At 43.9% G+C, this 26,390-nt stretch carries 15 protein-coding genes; 12 read left to right on the top strand and 3 right to left on the bottom strand.

Annotation, left to right across the window (positions count from 1 at the left end):
- Window positions 1–207: 207 nt before the first annotated feature.
- Entirely contained in the window at window positions 208–999 is a 792-nt protein-coding gene (map, locus tag AAJP47_RS12825) for a type I methionyl aminopeptidase (RefSeq protein ID WP_497198732.1), read from the bottom strand.
- Between the two features lie 339 nt (window positions 1,000–1,338).
- On the opposite strand from map, the gene AAJP47_RS12820 reads away from it, so the two are divergent.
- From AAJP47_RS12820 to AAJP47_RS12765, 12 genes are all read left to right on the top strand, one after another.
- Window positions 1,339–2,412 (top strand): esterase/lipase family protein, encoded by a 1,074-nt coding sequence (locus tag AAJP47_RS12820; RefSeq protein WP_346718283.1) that lies wholly within the window; start codon window positions 1,339–1,341, stop codon window positions 2,410–2,412.
- A 244-nt stretch (window positions 2,413–2,656) separates the two neighbouring features.
- A complete protein-coding gene (locus AAJP47_RS12815; RefSeq protein ID WP_346718282.1) occupies window positions 2,657–3,763 on the top strand; it encodes a lipase secretion chaperone in 1,107 nt (368 codons plus the stop codon).
- 158 nt (window positions 3,764–3,921) lie between these two features.
- Window positions 3,922–4,410 carry an META domain-containing protein gene (locus AAJP47_RS12810; RefSeq protein ID WP_346718281.1) on the top strand — a complete coding sequence of 163 codons (489 nt, stop codon included), beginning with the start codon at window positions 3,922–3,924 and terminating at the stop codon, window positions 4,408–4,410.
- A 161-nt stretch (window positions 4,411–4,571) separates the two neighbouring features.
- Window positions 4,572–4,970: a fosfomycin resistance glutathione transferase gene (fos, locus tag AAJP47_RS12805; RefSeq protein WP_346718313.1), complete on the top strand. Its 399-nt coding sequence runs from the start codon at window positions 4,572–4,574 to the stop codon at window positions 4,968–4,970.
- Window positions 4,971–5,109: 139 nt separating this feature from the next.
- Window positions 5,110–6,120, top strand: a complete 1,011-nt coding sequence (locus AAJP47_RS12800) for a Xaa-Pro aminopeptidase (protein WP_346718280.1) — start codon at window positions 5,110–5,112, stop codon at window positions 6,118–6,120.
- Between the two features lie 149 nt (window positions 6,121–6,269).
- Window positions 6,270–6,926 (top strand): hypothetical protein, encoded by a 657-nt coding sequence (locus AAJP47_RS12795; protein WP_346718279.1) that lies wholly within the window; start codon window positions 6,270–6,272, stop codon window positions 6,924–6,926.
- Between the two features lie 142 nt (window positions 6,927–7,068).
- Complete coding sequence (locus tag AAJP47_RS12790; protein WP_346718278.1) at window positions 7,069–9,081, top strand: flotillin family protein; 2,013 nt, start codon at window positions 7,069–7,071, stop codon at window positions 9,079–9,081.
- Window positions 9,082–9,531: 450 nt separating this feature from the next.
- Window positions 9,532–15,792 carry a DNA repair ATPase gene (locus AAJP47_RS12785; RefSeq protein WP_346718277.1) on the top strand — a complete coding sequence of 2,087 codons (6,261 nt, stop codon included), beginning with the start codon at window positions 9,532–9,534 and terminating at the stop codon, window positions 15,790–15,792.
- A gap of 231 nt (window positions 15,793–16,023) precedes the next feature.
- A complete protein-coding gene (locus tag AAJP47_RS12780; RefSeq protein WP_075106903.1) occupies window positions 16,024–16,185 on the top strand; it encodes a DUF2256 domain-containing protein in 162 nt (53 codons plus the stop codon).
- Window positions 16,186–16,359: 174 nt separating this feature from the next.
- Window positions 16,360–16,506 carry a DUF2256 domain-containing protein gene (locus tag AAJP47_RS12775; protein ID WP_346718276.1) on the top strand — a complete coding sequence of 49 codons (147 nt, stop codon included), beginning with the start codon at window positions 16,360–16,362 and terminating at the stop codon, window positions 16,504–16,506.
- Between the two features lie 99 nt (window positions 16,507–16,605).
- Complete coding sequence (locus AAJP47_RS12770; protein WP_346718275.1) at window positions 16,606–18,771, top strand: ATP-dependent nuclease; 2,166 nt, start codon at window positions 16,606–16,608, stop codon at window positions 18,769–18,771.
- Window positions 18,761–20,539, top strand: coding sequence for a UvrD-helicase domain-containing protein (locus tag AAJP47_RS12765; RefSeq protein ID WP_346718274.1), 1,779 nt, complete (start codon window positions 18,761–18,763; stop codon window positions 20,537–20,539). Before AAJP47_RS12770 ends, AAJP47_RS12765 begins: the two co-directional genes overlap by 11 nt.
- Before the next feature lie 166 nt (window positions 20,540–20,705).
- Here AAJP47_RS12765 and AAJP47_RS12760 read toward each other — a convergent pair whose 3' ends face one another.
- Window positions 20,706–21,635: a bile acid:sodium symporter family protein gene (locus tag AAJP47_RS12760; protein ID WP_346718273.1), complete on the bottom strand. Its 930-nt coding sequence runs from the start codon at window positions 21,633–21,635 to the stop codon at window positions 20,706–20,708.
- Between the two features lie 469 nt (window positions 21,636–22,104).
- Entirely contained in the window at window positions 22,105–25,899 is a 3,795-nt protein-coding gene (metH, locus tag AAJP47_RS12755) for a methionine synthase (protein ID WP_497198731.1), read from the bottom strand.
- Window positions 25,900–26,390: the final 491 nt, after the last annotated feature.

Genomic DNA, 26,390 nt, shown 5'->3' with positions numbered 1-26,390 from the left:
ATAAATGTAAAGCTATGAGCGTTAAAACGATAAGCGTCAAAACGATAAGCACATGACGGACAATCAGATTGAGGTATAACACAAATCATCTTATCAAAAGTATAAAGGTAAACGCGCAACAAGCACAGCATTCAATATACACTGTTTGTATGCCAAGTTTATATGCCAAAAAAAAGACCGCCTAGGCGATCTTTTGATATGTTGCGATTACTGCGTCAAAAAGCTTAAGTCTTCTTCAGGTCGCGTGGTAAATACCTCACAACCATTGTCAGTCACAACCATCGTGTGTTCCCACTGAGCAGACAGCTTACGATCTTTGGTAATCGCTGTCCATTCGTCTGGTAAAATTTTGGTCTGCCACGTGCCTTGGTTAATCATCGGCTCGATCGTAAAGGTCATGCCTGTTTTTAGCTCAAAGCCTGTGCCTTTTTTGCCATGATGCATAACTTGTGGCTCATGATGGAACTCGTTACTGATACCATGACCACAAAACTCGCGCACGATACTAAAACGCTCAGGCTCAACCACTTCTTGAATAGCCGCGCCCACATCGCCCAAGCGTGCGCCGTTTTTGACCACACTCATGCCAGCATATAGCGCCTCTTGAGCCACTTTGCAGATACGCTGTGCCATGATAGAACCCTCACCAATGATCCACATTTTTGAGGTATCGCCATAGTAGCCGTCTTTGATAACGGTCACATCAATATTGATGATATCGCCATCTTTAAGCAATTTGCTTTCGGTTGGAATACCGTGACAGACCACATGGTTGACAGAGGTACAAATAGATTTTGGGAAGCCATTGTAGTTGAGCGGGGCAGGAATGGCTTTTTGAACGTTCACGATATAATCGTGGGCAATTTGGTTCAGTGCCTCAGTACTGACACCGAGCTTTACGTGCTCATCAAGCATCACCAGAACATCGCTGGCAAGTTTTCCGGCCACACGCATTTTTTCTATGGCTTCGGGGGACTGAATAAGGGATTTTTTAGTCATCATAATCTTACTTATAGTTATGGAATGAATGTGAGAGATTATAGCATAAATGTAGGGCTTACGGTTTTGAGAGAAGCACTGTATTTATCACTATATCTCCTTACTTTTGTGAAATTTTTCAATGCCTATATGGGTGTTTATATATTCGCAATTGTGACTATAAAGTCACTAAAATATTGAATATATTCAATAATGTGATTGTATATTGCAAATTATAAAAGTATGGTAATTCTAGTGGCTAAATGGATTAGCGCTGGTTTTTAGAGCTTTTTTGCGGTATGAAACAAATAAGCTCATACATAAAAACGACCAACCTCTAATGATAACAAGGATGTTATTATGATTCTCAAAGCATACTTCTCAAAGTCTGTATCAGTAAAACTCCTACCGACGCTAGGCGCGCTCAGCACAGGCGTTCTTCTAATGACCATGCAAACGACTTCTGCACAAGCAGCAGGCCAATATTATAATTGTGCCAATGCCAACGGTTGTCAGCTGGTTGACAGTCAATATTTTACCTCTAGTTATACTAAGACTCAGTATCCAGTCGTTATGGCTCATGGACTTGGTGGTTTTACGACATTCTTTGGACTTATCGATTACTTTAATGGTATTCCGGATGAGTTGATGAAAGGTGGTTCAACGGTATATACCACCAAAACCTCTGCCGTCAATAACAGTGAAGTGCGCGGTGAGCAACTGCTACAACAGGTCAAAACCATCACCGCCATTTCAGGCAAACCTAAAGTCAATTTATTTGGGCACAGCCAAGGCGGTATCGATATTCGTTATGTCGCTGGGGTCGCGCCAAAATACGTCGCTTCAGTCACGGCAGTCTCAAGTCCAGAGCAAGGTTCAAAAACAGCAGATTTTGTTAAAGCAACGCTTGAGCCGAACAATAATACAGACCAGTCAGCAAACATCACCACGGAGTTGGTCGCAGGTGTGTTCAACCTAATCGGTGGCTTTACAGATATTGGATCAGGTATCAGTTATAGAGATATCCAAGAGCAAGACGGCTGGCAAGCGCTAATGGCTTTATCGACCGATGGTGCGGCTAAATTCAATGCAAAATTCCCAGCGGCGATGCCAACCTCATATTGTGGCATGCCAACCAGCACTAAAGTAAACGGTATCAACTATTATTCATTTAGTGGGGTTGGACAACTTACCAGCGGACTCGATCCTAGCGATTATCTGTTAGTGGCGACGGGCGCACCATTTGGCAGTGATGCAAACGATGGTTTGGTTTCTGCTTGTTCAAGTCGGCTTGGTTATGTCATTCGTGACAATTATAAAATGAATCACTTAGATTCAGCCGATCAAGTATTGGGTTTGACCGCATGGGGTGAGTCTGAGCCAAAATCTGTTTATCGCACGCAAGTGAATCGTCTGAAAAACGTCAATCTATAATGCGTGTTCTGGATGCTATAGAAAACAGAGTCAACCGCGATTCTGTTTTCTATCTATTAACCCTAGATAGTTAATCCAAAATAAAAGTGGTATATACGGCAATCACGTTCTAGTGGTATTAACTTTCCTTGCTGGCTGTTCGCAAGCGTGACAGAGGCTTTGGAAAATCAATACCAGTAGAACCATACTCTTTTTACAGTAAATGAACGATATAAATTGACCCATCAAATAAGACGTTTTTGCTATGTCAAATAACCGCCGTTTCCCTATTTTCCCTATCATTATTATCGTAGTGATCATCGCGCTCACGATAGCGATTATTCTATGGTTTAAACCCAATGATAGCAGCGTAGCTTCTTCCGAGCTGGCGTCTACAGCAACGGATAACCAAGACAACAATAGCGCGCTAGACATGGCCAATCCTAATAACACGGCTACTTCGACATCTCAAAGTAATAAGCCGTTTGTCACGGGGCTAGAGAACCTACCGCGCTCTTTGCAAGGGACAAGTATCGATGGTGAAATTATCATTGATGAAAACAAGCAATTGGTCGTCACCGAAGGCTTACGGCGCTTGTTTGATTACTTTTTATCAGCGCTTGGTGAAGAAGAGGAGAGCGTTATCTACGCACGCGTAGAGAGCTATATTCGCAATCACACGCCGGAGCCGGCCGCCAGTCAAGCGGTTGCGATATTTAATCAGTATGTGGTGTATCTCAAAGCGCTGCAAGGAATAGAAAAGCGCTATGGCAATTTGCAATTACAAGCCACCAAAAGCGGCGAGTTGGATTTAAATGTCGTCGCGCAACAAAAGCAAGATGTGACAAGATTACGTCAGCAGTATTTCTCAAAAGAAACCATTACTGCCTTCTTTGGCGCAGAAGATGACTATAATGAGTATAGTACCGAGATGATCAGAATTAACCAAAACGATCAGCTATCGGCGGCTCAAAAAGAAGCAGCTCAGCAAGACTATATCAGCCGTATGCCAGACAATGCTACCAAAGCCAATATCACCCAGCAAGCCAATCTAAACGAGTTGATAGATCGGACAGAACAGATGAAAGCAAAAGGTGCCACCGCTGAGGAGTTGTACAAAATGCGGCGGGATCTGGTAGGCGCACCAGCTGCTGCAAGATTGGCGCTAGTAGATCAAGAAGATGCCAACTTCGATCAACGCTTTAATCAATATCAAGCTCAAAAGCAGCGTCTTCTCAGTCAAGGTGCTGATCCGGCGCAAGCGCAAACCCAAATCAGCCAAATTGAGCAACAACTATTCAATGAAGAGGAGCGCAAACGTTTATCAGGTTATGCCGCACTGCAACAGCAAAAATCTACCACGCCTGATTAGGTGGTTATAAAACGGTAGTCGTTATAAAGCAGCGATCGTTATCAAACAGCGATTGTCAACCCAAAACAAAAGTGGTACATACAGTCCTATCCTCTACTGGTATAAACTTTTCTCACGAGCGGTTCTTTATATTGAGTAAAACCATTAAAGGAGTTGAGATGAAAACTATGACGAAAACCATGGGCGTCGCTATTCTTGCGGTTGGCACATTGGCTGCTGGTTGCCAAAGTATGCCTAGCATTACGTCACTAGTCGCCAAACCGGTAACCGTTAATGCCTTGCAAGCCTATAATTGGCAGCTGGTCGATGCCAAACGTACCAATGGTGATAAAGTCGATCAGCTGTTTATTAATCCTGCCAAACCATTGACGTTAAACTTCTCTAAAGACAACGGCAATAACCGCGTCAGATTTATGAATACCTGTAATAACATGAGTGCTGAATATACGGTAATGAATGGTACAGTACAGATTAAAAACGGCATTAGCACGTTAATGGCCTGTCCTGAGCCGCAAGCAAGCTTTGATAAAGCCACATTAGAGACGGTACAAGGTAAATACAGCCTTAATAATAACGTCAATAATATGCCTATCTTGACCATTAGAAATGACAACCAAGTCGCTTATTTTAAAGCCGTTGCTAGATAAGCCAATCATCAAAGATAAGAGCTTAAGACGTTCCGCTCATTTCAAATCTTATTCAAGATGCCTCACTAACAAGTGGGGCATTTTTTTGTCCAAATGAAAGTCCAATGTACGTTACACTGAATGCTTGTCACTACAAAAAAATCTACGATGGAGCTATGCCAATGCTGAAAGGATTAAATCATATTACAATAGCTGTCAGTGATTTGGAGCGCTCATTACACTTTTATACTCATATTCTAGGTTTTACTGCACATGTAAAATGGCAAGGCGGTGCATATTTAACGCTCGGTGAGTTATGGCTTTGCTTATCTTGCGATACGCCCTGTGCAAAACGAGACTATACGCATATTGCGTTTGATATAAGCAGCAATGATTTTGAAGCGTTTGTGATTAAATTAAGAAATTTTAATGTAACTGAGTGGAAAGAAAATAGCAGTGAAGGGCAGTCTTGCTATATTTTAGACCCAGATGGAAACAAGCTGGAGGTTCATGTCGGAGATTTACAGTCAAGGCTTCAAGCGTTAAAGCTACAACCTTATAAAGGGTTAGTGTGGCTATAATCTATAAAGTATTGTCTCAAGTAAAATAAAGACCGAAAAGCATTTAATCTTCTAGACTAAGGTTACTGTCTAGATAAGAAATTCTAAATTTGCAGTTATTTTATAACGCGTTTATCAACGTTCTACTGGAATCGCTCTTATGTTAAAAACCTCTGCACCACAGCCTAGTATAAGAATAATAAGTAGCACCATTGCGTTGGCATCCTTCAGCGTATTAACGGGCTGTCAAACGCTACCAAACTTGTCTGCCACTAATACTCATATAAAAACAAGCAGCAACCAAGTGAGCAATCCGCTGACGGCACGTATGTCCGCCATCGATCGTCAAGGACGTATTGCTTATGTAGAAGAACAAGGCGTCGGCACCGCCAAAATATCGACACTTTATAGTATTCGTCCGGATGGTAGCGATCGCCAACTGATTGATCAGCTAACTGGTTATATTTACGCGCCTGCGTGGTCAGCAGATGGGCAACAGCTTGCCTATAGCAAACAAGCCCCACGTGAGCACCCCAAGATTTATATCTATGATCGCAACCGTAAGACACAACAATTAGTCGTCAATAGCGAGGGCAGCAACCTGTCAGCGTCATTTTCACCTGATGGACAAAAAATACTGTATAGCTCAACGGTTGGTGGTAATGCGGATATTTATGAGAGACGTTTAAGCGACGGTAGTACCAAACAGCTCACCACCTTACCCAGTACCGAGGTGCAGCCAAGCTATGCTGTTGATGGCAAAAGCTTTGTTTATACCAGTGACAAAGTCCGTGCAGGTCGCCCAAGCGTCTATCGTTATAACTTTGCGACAGAGAGTGCGACGCTCGTATCGACGGGCAGCTATGCGGCCAGCCCGCAGCTTAGCTTAGACGGTCAGCGCATGGCATATCTCAATGGTCGTAAGGCGGCGGTCATGATGCTCGCTACTGGCCAAGTCATTAATTTGGCTGACACGGGACTCGATGAACCAGCACGTCTCTCACCCTCTGGACAGTATGCTGTCTATCCCACACGTAATGCCAATTTGGGCGGGCAAGTCGGTAGTCAAAACGGCGGCAGCTTGGTCATTCACTCGTTAACTGGCAATACCAGCTATGCCATCAGTGGTCAGGCAGGCGGGCTAGTGCGTTCACCCGTTTGGGGACGTTAATGGCAAAACCTATGTATTATCTCATGCAATGTATATATAATCCCCTATAAAGAAACATAAGTTGATTCTATCTCATAAATATTAGAGGTTGTTATCTAGCGATTCAAGCAGTTGAATCCAGTTGGACAAGCAAAAGGAGCACGCATACCATGCAAGAGTCTTTTTTAGTATTCATTACTAAAATCAGTTTATACCCGACTGTGGTTTTTACGGGTCTTGTGATGTTCGTGACTTTGTATTGGCTGGTGTCTTTGCTTGGGATGGCAGATATGGATTCTGTCGAGTTTGGGGAATCAGGCAGCGATGCCGATGTCTCCAACTTAACATCGACCGGATTTTTTACTGGCCTTATGCTCAAATTCGGTCTGTACGGCGTGCCTTTAGTTATCATTTTGACCTTAATTAGTTTGATTGGTTGGGTGCTCAGCTACTTATACACCAGCTTTTTACATCAGTATTTTGACTCAGGTCTTTTGTATTATGTATTTGGCACAGGTGCTCTCATTTTTGTCTTAGTGATATCGATGTGGCTTACCGGTCTTATTATCTCCCCCATTCGTAAAAACATTGCCAATATTCCCAAGCGCAATGCCGCCAGCAATATCGGTAAAATCGCTATCGTGCGTACGCTGAGTGTGACTGACAAACATGGCGAAGCAGAACTGCATGACGGCGGCGCTGGACTTATCTTAAAAATTCGCTCAGATGCTGATGCCAGCTTGCTTAAACAAGGGGATGAAGTGGTGTTGGTCGAGTATCTAGAGGCCGCCAATACCTATCGCGTGGCACCTGCTAAACACAAATAACTATAAAATTTATCCCAGTCGCCCTACAGTTTTAAAATAAGTAGATGACAGTTTAATAAAGCATATTAATAAGAGATTTAACTTTAGAAATAGTAGGAGCAGTTTTACATTTGCTTGGAATGTTTTCATTAAAGGAATGAACATGGATATACTCATTATCGTCGGCGTGGTTGTGGTGCTGGCGTTTGTTTTTATTATGGCAGCCCTACTCATGCTCAAAGCCTTTTACATCAAGGTGGAGCAGGGTACAGCACTAATTATTAACGGCGTTAACAAGATCGCCGTACGTTTTGATGGCGGCTTTGTTTGGCCAGTCATCAACAAAAAAGAATTGATGAAAATCTCGCTAATCACTTTAGAAGTGGATAGACGGGGCAAAGAAGGACTGATTTGTGCGGACAATATGCGCGCGGACATCACGGTCGCGTTCTATTTGCGCGTTAACGAAACCGAAGAAGACGTGCTCAAAGTGGCCAAATCGGTTGGGGTGGATAGAGCTTCAGACAAGGTCGCGGTCAATGAGCTGTTCAATGCAAAATTCTCAGAAGCCCTAAAAACGGTCGGTAAGCAGATTGATTTTGTCAAACTGTTCGAAAACCGCAGTCAGTTCCGCGACAGTATCGTCCAAGAGATCGGCAATGATCTAAACGGCTATATCCTAGAAGATGTGGCAATTGACTACCTAGAACAAACGCCAAAAGTATCCTTGGATTCCAGCAATATCTTGGATGCCGAAGGTATCAAAAAGATCACCCAGCTAACGGCTTTCCAAAACGTCATCACCAATGAGCTTGAACGTGATGAAGAGCTGGCGGTCAAAAAGAAAAATGTCGAAACCGTAGAAGCTATGCTGGAGCTGGAGCGTCAACAAGCGGATGCTGAAGCCAAGCAAAAACGTGAAATTTCATCAGTCATTGCCCGTGAGACCGCTGAAACACGTAAGATTGAAGAAGAGGAGCGTAAAAAGTCCGAAACTGCCATCATCATGGTTGAGCAAGACCTAGCGATTCAGCGCGAAAACCAACAGCGTGAAATCGAAGTCGCGGGTCAGAATCGTCTGCGTGCTGTGGTTATCGAAGAAGAAAAAGTCACGCGTGCTCGCGATTTAGAAGTCGTCTCGCGTGAGCGTGAAGTTGATCTGCAACGTATCGAAGCTGAGCGTGCGATTGAGCTTGAGAAAAAAGAGATTGCCAATGTCATTCGTGACCGTATCGCCGTAGACAAAACGGTCGCGCAAGAAGAAGAGCGTATCAAAGAAGTTCGCGAAGTCAGCGAAGCTGAACGTTCTAAGCAAACGCGCGTACTGGCAGCAGAAGCGGACGCAGAAGAGATCAAAGTGCGTCAGGTCAAAAAGGCCGAAGCAGAAGAGCTGTCTGCCAAGCACAAAGCGGTTGAGATTACGACGCTTGCCAATGCCAATCTAGAAGCGGCTGCCAAAGACTCAGAAGCCAAAATTAGAATGGCGGAAGGCATCAAGGCAGAAGAGTCAGCGCACGGCTTTGCTGAAGCGGCGATTCAAGAAGCTAAAGCATCTTCTTTAGAAAAAGAAGGCATTGCCAAAGCCAATATTATCAAAGCGACTGGTCAGGCAGAAGCACAATCAGAGCGCGAAAAAGGCATGGCAGATGCCGAAGTCATCGCCGCTCGCGGTGAATCTAACGCCAAAGCTGAGCGTGATATCGGTCTGGCGAATGCTCAGGTTATCGCGGCGCAAGGTGAATCCAATGCTAAGGCCGAACGCGACGTTGGCTTGGCCAAAGCCGAAGTTACTCGCGCGCATTTCCAAGCCGAAGCAGATGGTCTGGTCGAGAAATTCAATGCGATGGGCAGCATGAGCGTCGAGGCACGCGAGCACGAAGAGTTCCGTATGGGTCTCGAAACGGCCTTGCAAGAAGCCATGGCATCGATTGACGCTGGTAAAGAGATCGCCAAAGAAAACGCCGAAGTCTTGGCAGTGGCGCTCCAAAAAGCCAAAATCGATATTGTGGGCGGCGAAGCGCACTTCTTTGATAACTTTGCCAAGTCACTATCGATAGGTAAAGCCATTGATGGCCTCGCTGGCAAGTCAGACACGTTGAGCGGTCTTATCAATACTATGATGGCCAATCAAGTTATGACTAAAGCCAATCAGTCAAATGACGACAAGCCTGCTTAAATGACGCGCGACTGGTATAAATTTTCTTTGCTTGCTGCTAGCACAGAGGCTGCAAAAAATTCATCCCAGTCGCCTCGTAATGCTCTCGAGGTGAGTCAGCTATATAAATAAGCACTCTGCCGCTTAGGTGGCAAAGTGCATTAGGCAACCTATTAATCGTATTACCAATATAGTCAGTTCGAAATAAGATCGATACGTTAATAGTGATAGGCTTCTGGTATAAATTTTCCTTACTTGCTGTTCAACATAGGCTGCGAAAAATTTACCCCAGAAGCAATCATCCCAGTAATAGAGTAACGGCTCTAAAATGAATCAACTATGATCATCGCAACTTTAATAATTTGGCTCATCTAAAAAAATCCGCTGTTGTGACTGTTTTTTTAGATGAGCTTCTTTTTTAAACTTTCTCCTATTTTCTTTATTGCTAACAATAAACACGGACGAGCAACGATGGCGGATACGCAAAAACCAACCGATTCGGCTAGCAAAAACACTGACCACCAAGCTGAGCAAACCGATCAGGCGGTGGCATCAGGTAATGCTTATGAGCTGATAAAAAAACGCCTGACCGAACAAGGCAGCCGCTTAGAGCAGCAAACGGCCAAGCTCAATCAAGCGCGTCTGACGGAATTTGGTAGCACGCAGATGCAAGTCATTGCGCGCACGCGGATTCGTACCGAATACAACTGCGTGGCGCAGGACATGGTGCAAGTCGGCGGCTATTTGTTGTTTGGCTACAACGTGTTTATGGGTCTCAAACGCGCAAGCAACATCAAAGACGTGTTATCGCTGTATCGCTTGGTCGAACCTGCTGACCCACAAAACGAGCGTGAGGTAAGTGCTGACCGTAGTAGTGAACATATCAATGAAAACGATGATAGCGACGATCATATTAATGAGCAAATCGCTAAAACATCGGACACAAATGACATTAGCGACAGCGTAAGCAGCAACGAGCAAGACTATCGCTTAGAAGAAGTGGATTTAACAGACACCTTTTTAGATCAAGAGTCGTTCGTCCAAGATTTTAATGAGCTGTATCGCTATTACAAACAGACGCGCCTGATTCAGTTGACGGTCAAAGACAGCAAACTGCTCTTGGCGTTTCAGATTGGTGAGCGCATTACCGATATCCGCGTTTTTCGTTTTGCGCTGGATTTTAGCCAAGGCACGCCAGAATCTGCGCAAGTCGCCTACGTCGACAATCGCGGCGAGCGCGACATTGAGCTGCCGCCTGCTTATGATTTCGACTGGATTGACACCACGCGCGATCAGATGATCAATGGTAAGTATCCGCATATGAATATCTTGGATACGATATTCGTAGAGACCGTGAATGGTGACTTGACCATTAAGATTGAGGATAACACGCAATCGGGGCAGGGCATTTATAGCGAACCTGTCAATGACCGCACTCAGTCGCTGACTGATGCTGAGATTGCTTATGCCAAAGTCGGCAGCTTAATATTGCTAAAAATACGGCCTTATCGCGAGGACAGTTATCGTTATTTTGTTTATAACACTTTGACCGAAGCGGTGCTGCGTTTGGATGCGATTGGTCAGTCATGCGTGCAGTTGCCCGAAGATCACGGCATTATTTTCCCAGGTGGCTATTATCTACAAACAGGCGAGTACAAGCTGTTCGATGCCAATCATGCTGGCGCCAAAGACTTAAAGTTCAAATGCAAGATTGTCTCGCCAAATGGTGAGGACGTGTTGTTTTTGTTTTATGACATAGCGCTGGGTATCACAGGGCTATTCCCTTACAACCTCATCAAAAAACAGTTGGCAAATCCCATTTATTGCAACGGCATGGCGCTGGCAGACAGTGGGCGTTTGGTGCTGTTTAATGACCAAAGCGAGCCGTCGCGCATTCATCCCATGCAGATATGGCACACGCCTTATGCTTCCTCTGAGTACGTCAGCGAGCTGCCAGAAAGCACCAGCTTTTATGGCAAAATCGGTAACAAAGAATTGGTACGCGGTATCTCCGACCTTTATAGCATCGCCCGCTTAATCGACAATCAAAGCGTGTCACAGAAGCTCTATGAAGAGCTGGCTGATAATACCAGCCGTCTGTTTGATAGCTATTATTGGCTGTCTGAGCCGGATTTAAGCGAGATTGCGAGTAGCATCAAAGCCGTCACCGCCACAGCCGAGCTGGTCATCGATGAGTTTGCCAAAGTTCAAAGCATTCAAAAACAAACCCAAACCGCCATTAGCGATGCCGAGACGCAGCAAGATGAGATATTGCGGCAAATACGTGTCACCACTTTTGAGTCGGCGAGCGACTATGTGGAGCAGCTCTCAGCATTAAGGCGACAAAAAGGCCGCTTGGTTGGGCTAGAAGAATTGCGGTATTTAGATGGCAATAAACTACAAGCGCTGCAAACCCAATTAGAAGCAGCAGAGGGCGAGCTTGCCGAAAAAACCGTGGTGTTTTTAAGCGGCGACACGGCATTATCGAGCTACGAAGAGATCTTGGCAGATGTGAGTGAGCGCTTAAATGTAGCGGAAACCAACGCCGAGTTAAAGCCTGTCTTGGATAAAATCGATGAGACAGCGCAAGGTCTAGATTTACTGACCGAACTGCTCGGCACGTTGGATGTGGCTGATGCCACGGTACGCACGCAAATCATTGACGACATCTCGACCATTTATGCCAATTTAAATCAAAGCAAAGCCAAGCTCAATCATAAGCGTAAAAACTTAGGCTCAGCGGAAGCGGTGGCGCAGTTTGGCGCGCAGTTTAAGCTCTTGGGTCAGTCGGTTGCTAATGCTTTATCCATTGCCAATACGCCTGAAAAATCAGACGAGCAAATGGCAAAACTGCTGGTGCAATTAGAAGAACTAGAGAGCCAGTTTGCAGATCCAGAAACCAGTAACGGCGATCAGTTTTTAGCAGACATTATCAGTAAGCGCGAAGAGATTTATGAAACCTTTGAAAACCATAAACAGCAATTGCTCGATGCCCGCAACCGCAAAGCGCAAAACTTAGGCGATGGCGCATTGCGTATGCTTGAGAGTATTAAAAAACGCACGCAAAGCACAGGCGTCACAGGTTTTAGCGAGGAAGAGGCGTTAAACACGTATTTTGCCGCCGATGGCCTCGTTCAAAAAGTACGTAACATCGCAAAAGAGCTACAAGCCATGGGCTTTAGCGTCAAAGCCGATGATATCGATGCGCGCCTAAAAGCCATTCAGATTGAAAGCTATAAGCGTCTCAAAGACAAGTCTGACATGTTTGAAGACGGCGGACAAATCATTAAGCTTGGCAAGCATCGCTTTTCAGTCAACACTCAGCCGCTAGATTTGACCTTACTCAGTCGTCAGCAGACCGATAGCAAGCGGGTACTTAACCTACATCTGACAGGGACAGACTATTATGAAGTGCTCGATAACGCTGAGCTAAATGCTTTGCGTCCGTACTGGGAGATGAACATTGCCTCCGAGTCTCATATGGTTTACCGTGCCGAATACTTGGCGTATAGCATCATTGAGAGCGCTAAACACAACCAAGACGGTCTGAGCGAAGCTGAGCTGTATCGCGCCTACGACGAAACCGTCAGCACGATGAATGTCAGTATTATCGATGCCAATAGCAGTGGCAATGACGATCTCGATAGCAACAGTCCGCTTGCCAAGCTGGTCAAAACCTATGCAACCCCGCGCTATCAGCTCGGTTACGAAAAAGGCATCCATGACCATGATGCCGCGCTGCTATTGATGCAGATATTGCCAACGCTGAGAGAAGCGGGCTTGTTAATTTATACCCCACAAGTTCGCGCGCTGGCACAGCTCTTCTATTGGCAAGTGAGCCTCGTACAAGCGCTCGGTTTAGAGCCACTGCGTCAGTTCGGTTATGATACTTGGCTAAATGAGGCGGCCCTTATCCGTATCAGCAATTGGCTGGATAGAGCCGTGACCGCCGAGCAATTGCGCCGTACCTTGGGTAGTGACACTGCCAAAGCGCTACTGGTTGAGGACATGACCCACGTCATGCGTGGATTTGTCGCCGCTTACAATGACGAGCCGTTGAATTTAGAAACAAAGCAGAGCAATACTGTCTTTATACAAAGTAATGTCCAGCTTGCTAGCGAATATCTGGTAAGCGTGATGGGACAGGCTGCAGCATCTGATGCGGATGTGCATAAAACGCTCAATTGGCAGACCAGTCGGCAGGCCGAGCAGCTATGCGAGCAATTGACCAACACCTTGAATAGTCCTTCTGGCAACTTACAACAGACAGCGGGTTTTGAGCAACTACAATCGGCTATCAGTAAGCTTGGCTTGCAACCCAAATCCGCTTATGAGCTACTCGCAACCTGGTTTTATGCGTTACTCGATAGAAACTATAACAACGAGAGCAGCAACGAGAGCAGCAGCGAGCAAATGGCTAGCACGGACAATGGTAGTGAGCCGCTGAGCGAATCAGCGCTTGCTGACATTGAAGAAAAAGCGGCGCTACGCAAGCAGGAGTTAGACAGCGGTCGCCATTATGTGCCCGAAGCGATTGCTATCTTACTAACGCAATTGAACGATGCTCAGCGTGATGCCTTGGTACAGCGTTTGATCGATGCAGGCGCAAATATTGAAAAAGGCGGCGCGAAAAAAGACGCAACTGGCGCATCGTCCACTTTGTCATTCTCCTCAACGTCCGCGCTAAGCGGTATTAACAATCCGCTTAATCAAGTAACGAGCTTTGAGCGTAGTACGGGTAAAGTGTCACTTGAGATTCAAGTACACAATCTACTAGGCGAGCATGAGCGCATTCACCAGCAGACGCTACGCTTTTCTGTCGATGATTTTTTAAACCGTTTGCATCATCACGACACGCAAGTGATTCCTGCTTATAAGCGCTATCTTGCCATGCGCTCAGAGATTTTACATGAGGCAAAAGACGCCTTGCGACTGGACGAATTTATGCCGCGTCCCTTGTCTTCGTTTGTGCGCAATCGCTTGATCAACGAGAGCTATTTACCGCTCATCGGCGACAATCTTGCCAAGCAAATGGGCACAGTGGGTGAGGACAAGCGTACCGACTTGATGGGTATCCTCATGATGATATCGCCACCAGGTTATGGTAAAACGACCTTGATGGAGTACGTGGCCAACCGTCTCGGCCTGATTTTTATGAAGATCAATTGTCCTTCACTCGGTCATGATGTTACCTCGTTAGACCCCGAAAAAGCGCCCAATGCCACTGCACGCGAAGAGTTAAATAAAATCAACTTAGCCTTTGAGATGGGCAACAACGTCATGCTCTATCTCGATGATATTCAGCATACACACGCCGAATTTTTACAAAAATTTATCTCGCTCGGTGATGGCACGCGCCGTATCGATGGCGTTTGGCAAGGCAAAACCAAAACCTATGACATGCGCGGCAAAAAGTTCTGCGTGGTCATGGCGGGTAACCCATATACCGAAAGCGGCGAAGCCTTTAAAGTGCCAGACATGCTCGCCAACCGCGCTGATATCTATAACTTAGGCGATATCATGAGCGGGATGGAAGAGATCTTTGCGCTCAGTTATATCGAAAACGCGTTGACGTCTAATGCGGTGTTAGCGCCGCTTGCCAATCGCGATCTTGCCGATGTCCATCGTTTGATTAAGATGGCACGGACGGACAATGCCAATGCGATGCAAGCGCAAAGTAGCGATCTGACCTATCCGTATAGCAGCTCAGAGATTAATGAGATTACGGCCATCTTGCGTCATATGTTTGCGGTGCAAGAAGTAATCCTCGATGTCAACCAAGCCTATATCGCGTCCGCCTCACAAGATGATAAGTATCGTGTTGAGCCGATATTTAAGCTACAGGGCAGTTATCGTAATATGAATAAGATGACCGAAAAGTTATCGGCGGTCATGAACGACAGCGAGCTGAACCAACTTATCGACGATCACTATCTGGGCGAGTCGCAGCTCTTGACTCAGGGCGCAGAGAGTAACTTGCTTAAGCTGGGTGAGATGCGCGGAACATTAACGCAAGAAGAGTCAGAGCGCTGGGCGCAAATCAAAACCGACTTCTTACGCAATAAAGCCATGGGCGGCGAAGATGGCGACACGGGCGCGCGCATCGTCGCGCAATTGGTGGACTTGGCGAATGGTTTCAATGCGATTAGCAGTCAGTTTGATAAATACTTGACGCAAAACGACCCTGAACAAATCGCCCGCTTGCGAGAAGCAGGACAGCAGGCCCAGTTAAAGACGCAGATAGAGGCGCAACTCGAATCCCAAAAAATCCTCGCCGATAGCTTTATCAACAATGCCAAAGTCGTCAGCGACAGCATCGACCATGGCTTTGAAAAAAGCATGACTCAGCTAACACAGCTCTATAAGCACGACCATAAAGCAGAAGGCGAGTACCTCAAACAAAACCAAGAGATGCAAAAACAACTCATGGTACAACTAGTCGGCGCGGTTGAGCAACTGGCACAAAAGATGGCTGAGAGCTTATCGGACAATCAGCTTTATCGTGAAGAGAGAGACGCGCAGCGCGCTGTAGAGATGGACACACCTGACGCAAATGTACCTGATATCGCTGAGCAAACCACGCTCATGGCAAACGCGCTTAAGCAAGCATTAGAGCCGCTGACGATGCGTATGGATGAGAAGCTCGCCATCGATACCAGCACCGATCAATCTGGTAAGCTGATCGTCAATAGCTTGAACAGACTTAATAAAATTTTTGATGATTATGATTAGTATTTTCGACTAGTACTTAAAATTAGTACTTGTGACTAGCAATTGTCATTAGCACCGTTCTACTGGTATAAATTTTCCTCGCTGGCTGTTCGGGGGCGTGACAAAGGCGTTAAAAAATTTAGCCCAGCAGAACGGTATTCAGTTTAGAATGGATGGGCTATGGTTCGTACTTCTAGTCAATAAATCGTAGCGACACGTTATGTATGTAGTAAATCAACCAATGAGAAAATAATGGCGCACAAAAAGAAAAACGTCCGTAAAAAACTCTGCCCCGTCTGCGAACGCGAGTTTAGCTGGACGAAGAAGCTGGATAAAAACTGGGAAAGCATGGTCTATTGCTCAGACCAGTGCCGACGGATTAAGAAGTATGAGGGCGTAGAGCATCAGAAGTAGACAGATTGATAAAGGTTTATAGAGATAGTGGGTTTGTAAAAAACAGATACGTTAACAGCCCCGTGCTACTGGTATAAATTTTCCTTGCGTGCTGCTAAACAGAGGCTGCGAAAAATTCATCTCAGTAGCACGATATCGGTTTTGCAGTAAATCTACTATACAAGGATAAGAAAAATGGCACATAAAAAAGTAAACTTACCGCAAAAAACCTGTCCCGTCTGCCAGCGTCCGTTTACGTGGCGCAAGAAGTGGGAGAAAGATTGGGAGCAGGTGATTTATTGTTCTGAGCGGTGTCGGCGTGGGAAGGGTAGAGCAGATTGAGCTGAAATTTAGAAAATAAGCATAGTCTATTAAATAAGCAACGTAGTTATATCAACCATTATAGATAGGTCAAACATTAACTAGAAATAGAGATTAAACGTGCATATATCAAAATTTTTCATTAGAAATTTTCGAAACTTCGAATCTGCTCAATTAAATTTTTCCGAAGGAGTAAATACAATAATAGGTGAAAATGGCTCAGGTAAGACTAATTTGTTCTATGCACTTAGACTAATGTTAGACGATACACTACCTCGATACCTTAAACTTACTGAAAACGATTTTAGCAGACAGTTATCTGATTGGAGAGGGCATTGGATAATACTAACTTTAAATTTCCAAGCACTAGGTTTCGATGATGCTACTCAGGCGCTTAGTATTCATACTTGTGGAGATATAAGTAATAGTAACGAACGAAATCAAACTCAAGGAAGCTATACGCTTTGCTTTCGTCCTAAGCGTCATGTTAGACAGGAAATTTATGACTATTCTCAAGAGGTGGATAGAAACAAAGATGGATTACAAGTATTGTTAGATAAAATAACCATTGATGATTATGAAACAGTTTATCTATGTAAGGGGTCAGCACAATGTAGTGAAGATGACTTTTATGATCAGTACGTTGGTAATTTTGAAGAAATTATATTCCCAAATCCTAATCAAGCTGAAACACAAGTTTATGGTGTTTATTTACCTAGAGAACTAAACTTATACGACGAAATATCTTGTACTTTTATTAAAGCATTACGTGATGTAAGTAGTGATTTACGCTCTTACTCGAAAAATCCACTGGTTGGTTTATTGAGAGGTAAGGATAAAAAAGTAGAAATAGGTATCCAGTTAGATTTAGTTAATAGTATAAATGAACTTAATGAAAACATTTCAAAGCTTGAGGAAGTATCTACTGTGCAAAAGGGAATTGATAGTAGCTTAAAACAAGCAGTTGGTACAACTTATGCTCCCAATATAGAAGTAAGAGCTGAACTACCTAATGAAATGGATAAGCTGTTACAGTCTTTGAAATTATGGGTAGGTGATTCAGATAACGAACATGTAGGTAGATTGTCAGAGTTGAGTCTAGGTGGTGCTAATCTTATTTTTCTTTCTCTAAAACTATATGAATATGAAAAAATAAAAACAGATAAAGTAGCTAATTTGTTACTAATAGAAGAGCCTGAAGCTCATATACATACTCATATTCAAAAGACGCTTTTCGATAACTTGGGTAGACATGAACATAAGCCACAAATATTCATCTCTACCCACTCTACACAAATATCTTCTGTAAGTAGAATTAGTAGTGTCAACATCCTTAGTCGTACAGGCAATGGTTCAGTAGTGTTTAATCCCACGAATGGATTAGAGGCTAATAAAATAAAGAGGATTGAGCGTTATTTAGACGCTGTTAGAAGTGATCTACTATTTGCTAAAGGTGTAGTACTAGTTGAAGGGGATGCGGAACAAATTTTACTTCCAGTAATATTTCAAAAAGTATTTGGTTTATCTTTGGATGAGATTGGAGTCAGTGTTATCAACGTTGGAAGTACAAGTTTTGAGAACATTGCTAATATATATCATCAGCAAAGAGTTAATCGAAGATGCGCTATTCTTACAGATTTAGACGAGGCATTCATTCAACTCCCTAATTTAAATTCTGCTAATACCACGGCTCAAATTAAAGCTAGAAATTCACAAAAGAGCGGTCAAGAAAGAAGAGAAAAGCTTGAAGATTTTTGTAATACAAACGAATGTATTAAGACTTTCTATGCTCAGCACACATTCGAAGTCGATTTAATTAGTAATGACAATAGCAATATTTTTGTACCAGTCTTAAATGAAATCTATGAAGAAACGTCTTTATCGGCTATTGCGTCCTCAAGAAACCAACTCGAAAGTTCTGATATAGAGATTCAGGGTACAGAGGTACTAAGACTGGCTAAGAAAGTAGGTAAAGGCTGGTTTGCTATCGCAGTCGCAGATCACGTGACTGAATATGTAAATATACCTGACTATATTCTGGAAGCAATTGCTTGGGCCTCACCTCATTTGAACTTATCTTCCAAAGTTAAATCAGCAGAGTATAGATTAAATACACGTTATGAACCGACGCATAAAGATTATATGGATGGAGGAGAGTTGGAATACAGTGAAGAATGGGAGTGGTGTGAAGAGCTAAAAGATGATGAAGAGTTTTTTATAAGTAATTATCAGAAGGAACTACCAGCAGATCCATTGACAAAGTTGTTAAGTTTATATGATTTTTAATAATCTCACGCCTGAACAAATAGTTGCAGTTAGACAAGAAGGCCATGTCTTACTATCTGCTTGTCCTGGTAGTGGTAAAACTAAAACGATTATTCATAAATTAGCATATGAAGTTAGTAAATTAGATGATCTAAGTAAGAAAAAAGCTATTGCTGTCACTTTTACTGTTCGAGCAGCTGAAGAGATATTCAAGCGATTAGAACGTATGGGCATAGATAGCCAAAAGGTTTGGTCAGGGACGTTACATTCTTTCTGTTTAGAGTGGATTATAAAACCATATTCTTGTTATTTAACTGAGCTTCAAAATGGTTACACTATTGCTGACGAATCCTTCAAACTAGCATTATTAAGTCAGCTGAAAAGTAAGTATGGGGTTCGAACCTTTGAAGATATTAATACTCGGTTTAAACGAGATGGGAGCTTTGCAGAACTAAAAACAATAAAGAAGTTAATACTAGAAGATTATCACGCAGAGTTAAGAGTTCAAAAAATTATAGATTTCGATTTAATGCTTTATTATTCATATAAATTACTAACAATATATCCTAAAATTGCAAAAGTCATATCAAGTTTGTTACATTTGATATGTGTTGATGAGTATCAAGATACTCAAGATTTATCCTATGCTATTCTTTGTACAATAATAAATGCAAGCAATGATAGCACTTCATTATTTTTAGCTGGTGATATTGATCAAGCCATTTACCATTCATTAGGCGGAATTGCTAAAGATAAAACTAAGATTGAAGGTGAGCTACAGGGGAAGAGGGTTAGTATGCTCCCCCTAACTGGTAACTTTCGCTCAAATCAAAGAATTATTGATTATTACAACAGCTTTCAGAGTAGCCCTATACAAATAGTCGCAACAGGTACTAATGCCAAAGAACGAGGTGTTATTACCTATAACAATAAAATACACAAGGATGATTTAGTAGTTGAGATTGCTAGACTAGTTCAAGAAAGTCTTTATAAAGATATTCCTGAAAATGAAATATGTATATTAGTTCCTCAGTGGTGGCTTGTGACATCAATGACGAGAAAACTAAAAATGATGCTACCGAATGCAAGTTTCGATGCTTCTAGTCTTGCTCCTATGTCTAAAAATAGAGATAATTTTTGGTACAAATTATCTCGACTATTTTTAACAGAGCCTAGTCCTACGATTTATTCTTTGCGATATAAATGGGCAGGAGAATTATTAGATAAATTTCATGAACATACTGGTACTAAATTTTCTGAACCATACAGTGTTGAACGTAATATTTTACGCTTAATTAATACTATTTCTTCTAAAGAAACGGAAGCAATACTTTATCTTGAAGATTGCTTTAAACAATTTATCAGTAGGTTAAAATTAAATCAGAATGATCTAGATATCTTGAAAGATAGTTGGGATATTTATTTTAGGAACATTAATAATAGGCTTAGTGACCCTGAATATGATGTGCCGAGCGATATTGTGGCTTTTAGAAACCTATACAAAGAAAGCAAAGGAATTGTTATCAATACATGTGTAGGTATTAAAGGAGAAGAGTTTGAAACAGTTATCGCATTCGGTTTATTAGAAGGTTTTATTCCACATTGGAATGATATTTTTTCTACAAATACCAATGAGATGGAAAGCTCTAATAAATTAATGTACGTAATTTGTTCTCGCGCCAAAACTAACCTTCATTTAATTAGTGAGCTAGGAAGAACAACTAGAAGAGGTGTTGCCCTTAAAGTCACCCCTATATTAAATAGTAAAAACTATACTTATGATAATTAACTGCCAAATTTTTTATACTGATTTATCTATACTATCCCTATAAGACATGTATACCTACAAGTTGAAATTTAACTATTTTCAATCTTTTCCAGATACCAATCTTTGTTTTCAACACTACCTTTCTCAAACTTAAAGTATTAACGACTAACCCAAAACCTATAAACCCCTACCTACCATCTCTCTTCGCAAAAATATTCGCAACCAACGCACCACTAAAGTTGTGCCACACACTAAATATGGCACTCGGTAAGGCAGCGACGGGGTTAAAATATGTCGCGGCAAGAGCAGCGCCCAGACCAGAGTTTTGCATGCCCACTTCTACCATAATGGCGCGGCGCTGTCTCTCCGTAAACCCAGACAAGCGCGCGATCACATAGCCTAAGGTATATCCCAGCATATTGTGTAGAGCAACCACGATAAAGACGATTGCACCGCTATCTAAGATCGTCGCTTTAGACACCGCGACCACGGCTGCGATGATAATAGAGATACCCAATACCGACACCATTGGTAATACTTCGGTGACGAACGCGATCTTGCTACCCAAAAACTTGTGGAAGACGACACCCAATAAGATAGGTAAGATCACAATTTTAGTGATAGTCACCATCATACTCGCCAAGTCGATATCGATCAGCTGACCGGCAAACACGTTTAATAAGATAGGCGTTAAAAAGGGCGCAAGTAGGGTAGAGATAGACGTAATTGCCACGCTCAGCGCTACATCTCCTTTGGCCAAAAACGTAATCACATTACTAGACGTACCGCCGGGGCAGCAACCGACTAAGATCACGCCAACCGCGATTAAAGGGTCAAGGTTAAAGATAACAGTTAGCAGGTAAGCAATCAGCGGCATCAACGTAAACTGTGCCAACAATCCCACCAACACAGGTTTGGGACGTTTAACGATCTCTAAGAAATCTTCCGTTCTAAGCGTCATGCCCATGCCAAACATAATGATGCCAAGAATTGGCACAATCAAAAACGCTAACGAGGCAAAAAACTCAGGAAAAACGAAACCTAAAATGGCACTGACCAATGCCCAGATTGCAAACGTTTTGCCAATCCAACTAGAGAGTAATGCAATCTGATTCATAGCCTGTCTCAAAATAAGAAAAATGAAGTAGGCAATAATTTAGCACGGTTATTGGCAGCAAATGATAAAAGTATTTTGTGATACGTGCAGCGATAAGTTTACTGAGAGCAGACAGAAGAGGGCGCAATAAAAAAGGCCTACTCATGTTAAATGAGTAAGCCAAAGGATGTAGTCATTAATAAGGATAGTAAAGCTCAATTTTATAACGCGCTACTAGGATGAATTTTACACCTCCTCTATCTGCCCAAACACAGGAACAGCAAGCACGGAAAATTGTACTAATAGTGCATTTAAACTTATATATAGTCGATCCACTATAAAAGAGATGCAGCAATACTGGTGTACATTTTGCGCCGCCTCTGTCTGCGCAGGCACAGCAAGCAAGGAAAATGTACACCAGTATCGCACGATCATAGGCGTATCTTTTTTATTTAGGAATGACTATAGCCGTTAACCAATTTTTAAAAATTTACAAATTCGGATTTAACCATTTCTCTGCCGTTTTTATGTCCCAGTCTTTACGCTCAGCATAGCTCTCTAACTGATCGCGGCTGATCTTACCGACGTTGAAGTACTCACTATCAGGATGCGAGTAGTAGAAACCGCTGACCGAGGACGCAGGCCACATGGCATAGCTTTCGGTTAAGGTTGTACCAATCGCCTCGACTGTGCCAAGCCAATCAAACAGTTTGCCTTTTTCGGTGTGCTCAGGGCAGGCAGGGTAGCCAGGCGCTGGACGGATACCGACGTATTTTTCTTTGATCATCTCATCATTGGTGAGCGACTCAGTCGGTTGGTAGCCCCAATAGTCTTTACGGATTAGCTCATGCAGATGCTCAGCAAAGGCTTCTGCCAATCGATCAGATAATGCTTGTACCATAATGGCATTATAATCGTCGCCCGCTACTTTGTACTTTTCCGCAAGCGCTTCTGTGCCAACGATGGAGACAGTGAAGCCGCCCAAGTAATCCGTATAAGCATCAGACGGTGAGATAAAGTCTGCCAAGCTTAGGTTTGCCTTGCCGCTGGCTTTGTCGCTCTGCTGACGCAGATGCTCAAACTGATGGGTCGGCTGACCGTCTTGTTGCGGGTCATTGTCATAGACGGTGACCGTATCCGCGCCAGTACGGCGCGCAGGCATGAGCTTAAACACACCTTTGGCCACGATTGATTTTTCCGCAATCATTTTGTGTAGCAAGTCTTCAGCATTGGCAAACAGATCGCGCGCCGCTTCGCCCACTACGTTATCTTGCAATATTTTTGGATATTTACCCGTTAATCCCCAAGAGATAAAGAAAGGCGTCCAGTCGATATAAGGCAGCAGATTATTGATGGGATAATCATCAAATATCACTTGTCCCAACTTATTGGGTACAGGCGGTACGTAGTTTTTCCAATCATATTTAAAGCCAATCTTGACCGATTCGGCATAGGTGATTTTAGCGGCTTTGGGTTGACGTTTGGCAAGACGCTCACGTACTTTGACATACTCTTCGCGCGTCTCATCAATCAGCGCTTGTCGGTGTTCTTTTGAGAGCAGCTTAGTGACCACGCCCACGGAGCGCGAGGCATCGGCGACATAGATGACGCCATCGTTTTGATATTGCGGCTCGACTTTGACCGCCGTATGCGCTTTTGAGGTAGTGGCACCGCCAATCATCAATGGCAAAGTCATACCGCGCTCTTGCATTTGCTTGGCGACATAAACCATTTCATCAAGGCTTGGGGTAATGAGGCCAGACAGACCGATGATGTCTACTTTTTCCTTAATGGCAGTATCAAGGATGGTTTCGCACGGCACCATCACGCCCAGATCGACGATGTCATAGCCGTTACAGCCGAGTACCACACCGACGATGTTTTTGCCAATATCATGGACATCGCCCTTGACCGTCGCCATCAGAATTTTACCTTTGACTTCGCCTTCGACTTTTTCCGCTTCGATGTACGGGTTAAGCCAAGCAACGGACTGTTTCATCACGCGCGCTGACTTAACAACCTGCGGCAAGAACATTTTACCCGCGCCAAATAGGTCACCGACGATGTTCATACCATCCATCAATGGCCCTTCGATGACTTCTAGCGGTTTGGGGTATTTCTCCCACGCTTCTTTGGTGTCCGCTTCGATAAAGGTCGTGATGCCTTTGACCAACGCATGAGCGATGCGCTCTTCTACCGTGCCTTCGCGCCAGCTCATATCGACGGTGCTGTCTTTTTTCTTACCGCCGTCTTGGTAGTTTTCAGCAGCGCTCATGAGTCGCTCGGTCGCATCTTGTCCCGTCTCACCTTGATTGCGGTTGAGCATCACATCTTCGATGGCATTACGCGCCTCAAGAGGGATGTCGTCGTACAATTCAAGCATAGAAGGGTTGACAATACCCATCGTTAGACCGTTTTTGATGGCATGGAACAAAAACACAGAGTTGATGGCTTCACGAATCGGGTTACCACGGAAACTAAATGAGACGTTAGAAACGCCGCCGGATACCATCGCATTTGGTAAGTTTTCGGTGATCCAGCGTGTGGCATTGATAAAATCCGCGCCGTAGTTATTGTGCTCAGGTATCCCCGTTGCGACCGCAAAGATGTTGGGGTCAAAGATAATGTCTTCAGACGGGAAGCCCACATCATTGACCAACACATCATAGCTGCGCTGACATATTTGGATTTTGCGCTCGTAGGTATCCGCCTGACCATCTTCATCAAAGGCCATTACGATAATAGCAGCACCATAACGCATACATAATTTAGCGCGTTCAACGAACTCATCGTAGCCTTCTTTTAAGGAGATGGAGTTGACGACCGATTTGCCTTGCGTGCGTTTGAGACCTTCTTCGATGATGTCCCATTTAGATGAGTCAATCATCAATGGCACACGGCTGATATCAGGTTCACCAGACACCAAGTTGACGAAATGAATCATTGCTTGCTTAGAGTCCAGCATGCCTTCGTCCATGTTGATATCGACGATTTGCGCACCGCCTTCGACCTGATCGCGCGCCACATCCAGCGCTTCGGTGTAGGCTTCGGTTTTAATCAAGCGCAAGAACTTCTTGGAGCCTGTGACGTTGGTACGCTCACCCACGTTGACAAACAAGCTCTCAGGCGTGATGGTAAAAGGCTCAAGTCCCGATAAGCGGCAGGCAGGTGGTATTTCAGGAATAGTACGCGGCGCGTAGTTCGCTACCATCTTAGCGATTTGGCGAATGTGCTCAGGCGTCGTGCCACAGCAGCCGCCGACGATGTTTAAGATGCCTGCTTTGGCAAAGCCTTCGAGTAGGGCAGCGGTTTCTTCAGCCGTTTCGTCATATTCGCCAAACTCATTGGGCAGACCCGCGTTTGGATGCGCGGACACATAAGTATTGGCAATATTGGACAAGGTTTGGATATGTGGGCGCAGTGCATCGGCACCAAGCGCACAGTTAAAGCCAACGGATAAAGGCTTGGCATGGCGTATCGAGTTATAAAAAGCTTCAGCCGTTTGGCCGGACAATGTCCGACCTGAGGCATCGGTAATCGTCCCTGAAATCATAATCGGTAATTCAAAACCAATGTCGTCAAACACACCCGTCACCGCAAATATCGCGGCTTTGGCATTAAGCGTATCAAAGATCGTCTCAATCAAGATAAGATCGACACCACCTTCTATCAATGCCAGTGCCGCTTCTCGGTAATTGAGCACCAACTCATCAAAAGTGATGTTACGAAACGCTGGATCATTGACATCGGGCGATAGTGAGCACGTCCGGGAGGTTGGGCCAATGACCCCAGCGACAAAACGTGGCTTATCAGGCGTCTTGGCGGTGAACTCATCTGCCGCTGCGCGTGCAAGCTTAGCTGCCGTCTTATTCAGCTCAGGCACCAGATATTCCATCTCATAGTCCGCCATCGACAGGCGCGTACCGTTAAAGGTATTGGTCTCGATGATATCGGCACCCGCTAACAGATGATCGCTATGAATCTCTTGGATCATGTGCGGCTGCGTGAGTACCAGCAGATCGTTATTGCCTCTGACATCTTGGTCGATGTCCGCAAAACGCTCACCACGATAATCAGACTCTTCTAGCTTATAGTTTTGAATGTGCGTGCCCATCGCTCCATCCAGCATCAAAATTCTTGATGCCATCTGTGCAGTGATGCGGTCACGTACGGTCAGTTGCTGCGCTTTGTAAGGAAACTCAGCAGGCGGCGTTAAAATAAAGCCACTCGTAGAGTATGAAGGGTTTGAGGTGGTGTCAGTATCAGAAGCGTTTTGCGTAGTCATCGTTTGAGTCGTCATTTGAGTCATAGGAGCGCTGCTTATATCATCAATATTATAAAAGAGAGGAATAACAAATCGGATGCCTATCTTTAAAACTATTAGGCTTTAAAAAGAACTAGGCTTTAAAAAACAGCCAAGATTTAAAAGGCAATCAGGCAAATTCGTATTATCTTACCATGAAAATTATGATGTACTGCGGGACGTCCTTATTCTGCTTGGGCAATACAAAATGCTTGACGTCTATTCACTTAACATCTGTTAACTCTGCCTTTATATTAGACGGATTTACGATAGTTGATCCTAAATAAAATGGATACAAGAAGGGATAGAGCGAGATTGGAAGCAATCTTTCTTTCTTGCTGGCTGGCTTGCTGTGCCTCCAGTGGCAACGTCATCAAAAAATGAGTTTCATTCTCGCTGTGCCTTTTTTATATTGGATTGACCATACATAAGATCTAAGTACGAAAATGACTATTTTAGCGCCTAAAGACTAC

Source organism: Psychrobacter halotolerans (genome assembly GCF_039680845.1).
Classification (GTDB): domain Bacteria; phylum Pseudomonadota; class Gammaproteobacteria; order Pseudomonadales; family Moraxellaceae; genus Psychrobacter.
The sequence above is the reverse complement of the archived record's forward strand: the minus strand, read 5'-3'. Positions and strand labels throughout refer to the sequence as shown.

Bases quoted from the DNA above. Each gene is read 5' to 3' on its own strand.
- map (WP_497198732.1), bottom strand. From the start codon at position 999: ATGACTAAAAAATCCCTTATTCAGTCCCCCGAAGCCATAGAAAAAATG.
- AAJP47_RS12820 (WP_346718283.1), top strand. From the start codon at position 1,339: ATGATTCTCAAAGCATACTTCTCAAAGTCTGTATCAGTAAAACTCCTA.
- AAJP47_RS12815 (WP_346718282.1), top strand. From the start codon at position 2,657: ATGTCAAATAACCGCCGTTTCCCTATTTTCCCTATCATTATTATCGTA.
- AAJP47_RS12810 (WP_346718281.1), top strand. From the start codon at position 3,922: ATGAAAACTATGACGAAAACCATGGGCGTCGCTATTCTTGCGGTTGGC.
- fos (WP_346718313.1), top strand. From the start codon at position 4,572: ATGCTGAAAGGATTAAATCATATTACAATAGCTGTCAGTGATTTGGAG.
- AAJP47_RS12800 (WP_346718280.1), top strand. From the start codon at position 5,110: ATGTTAAAAACCTCTGCACCACAGCCTAGTATAAGAATAATAAGTAGC.
- AAJP47_RS12795 (WP_346718279.1), top strand. From the start codon at position 6,270: ATGCAAGAGTCTTTTTTAGTATTCATTACTAAAATCAGTTTATACCCG.
- AAJP47_RS12790 (WP_346718278.1), top strand. From the start codon at position 7,069: ATGGATATACTCATTATCGTCGGCGTGGTTGTGGTGCTGGCGTTTGTT.
- AAJP47_RS12785 (WP_346718277.1), top strand. From the start codon at position 9,532: ATGGCGGATACGCAAAAACCAACCGATTCGGCTAGCAAAAACACTGAC.
- AAJP47_RS12780 (WP_075106903.1), top strand. From the start codon at position 16,024: ATGGCGCACAAAAAGAAAAACGTCCGTAAAAAACTCTGCCCCGTCTGC.
- AAJP47_RS12775 (WP_346718276.1), top strand. From the start codon at position 16,360: ATGGCACATAAAAAAGTAAACTTACCGCAAAAAACCTGTCCCGTCTGC.
- AAJP47_RS12765 (WP_346718274.1), top strand. From the start codon at position 18,761: ATGATTTTTAATAATCTCACGCCTGAACAAATAGTTGCAGTTAGACAA.
- AAJP47_RS12760 (WP_346718273.1), bottom strand. From the start codon at position 21,635: ATGAATCAGATTGCATTACTCTCTAGTTGGATTGGCAAAACGTTTGCA.
- metH (WP_497198731.1), bottom strand. From the start codon at position 25,899: ATGACTACGCAAAACGCTTCTGATACTGACACCACCTCAAACCCTTCA.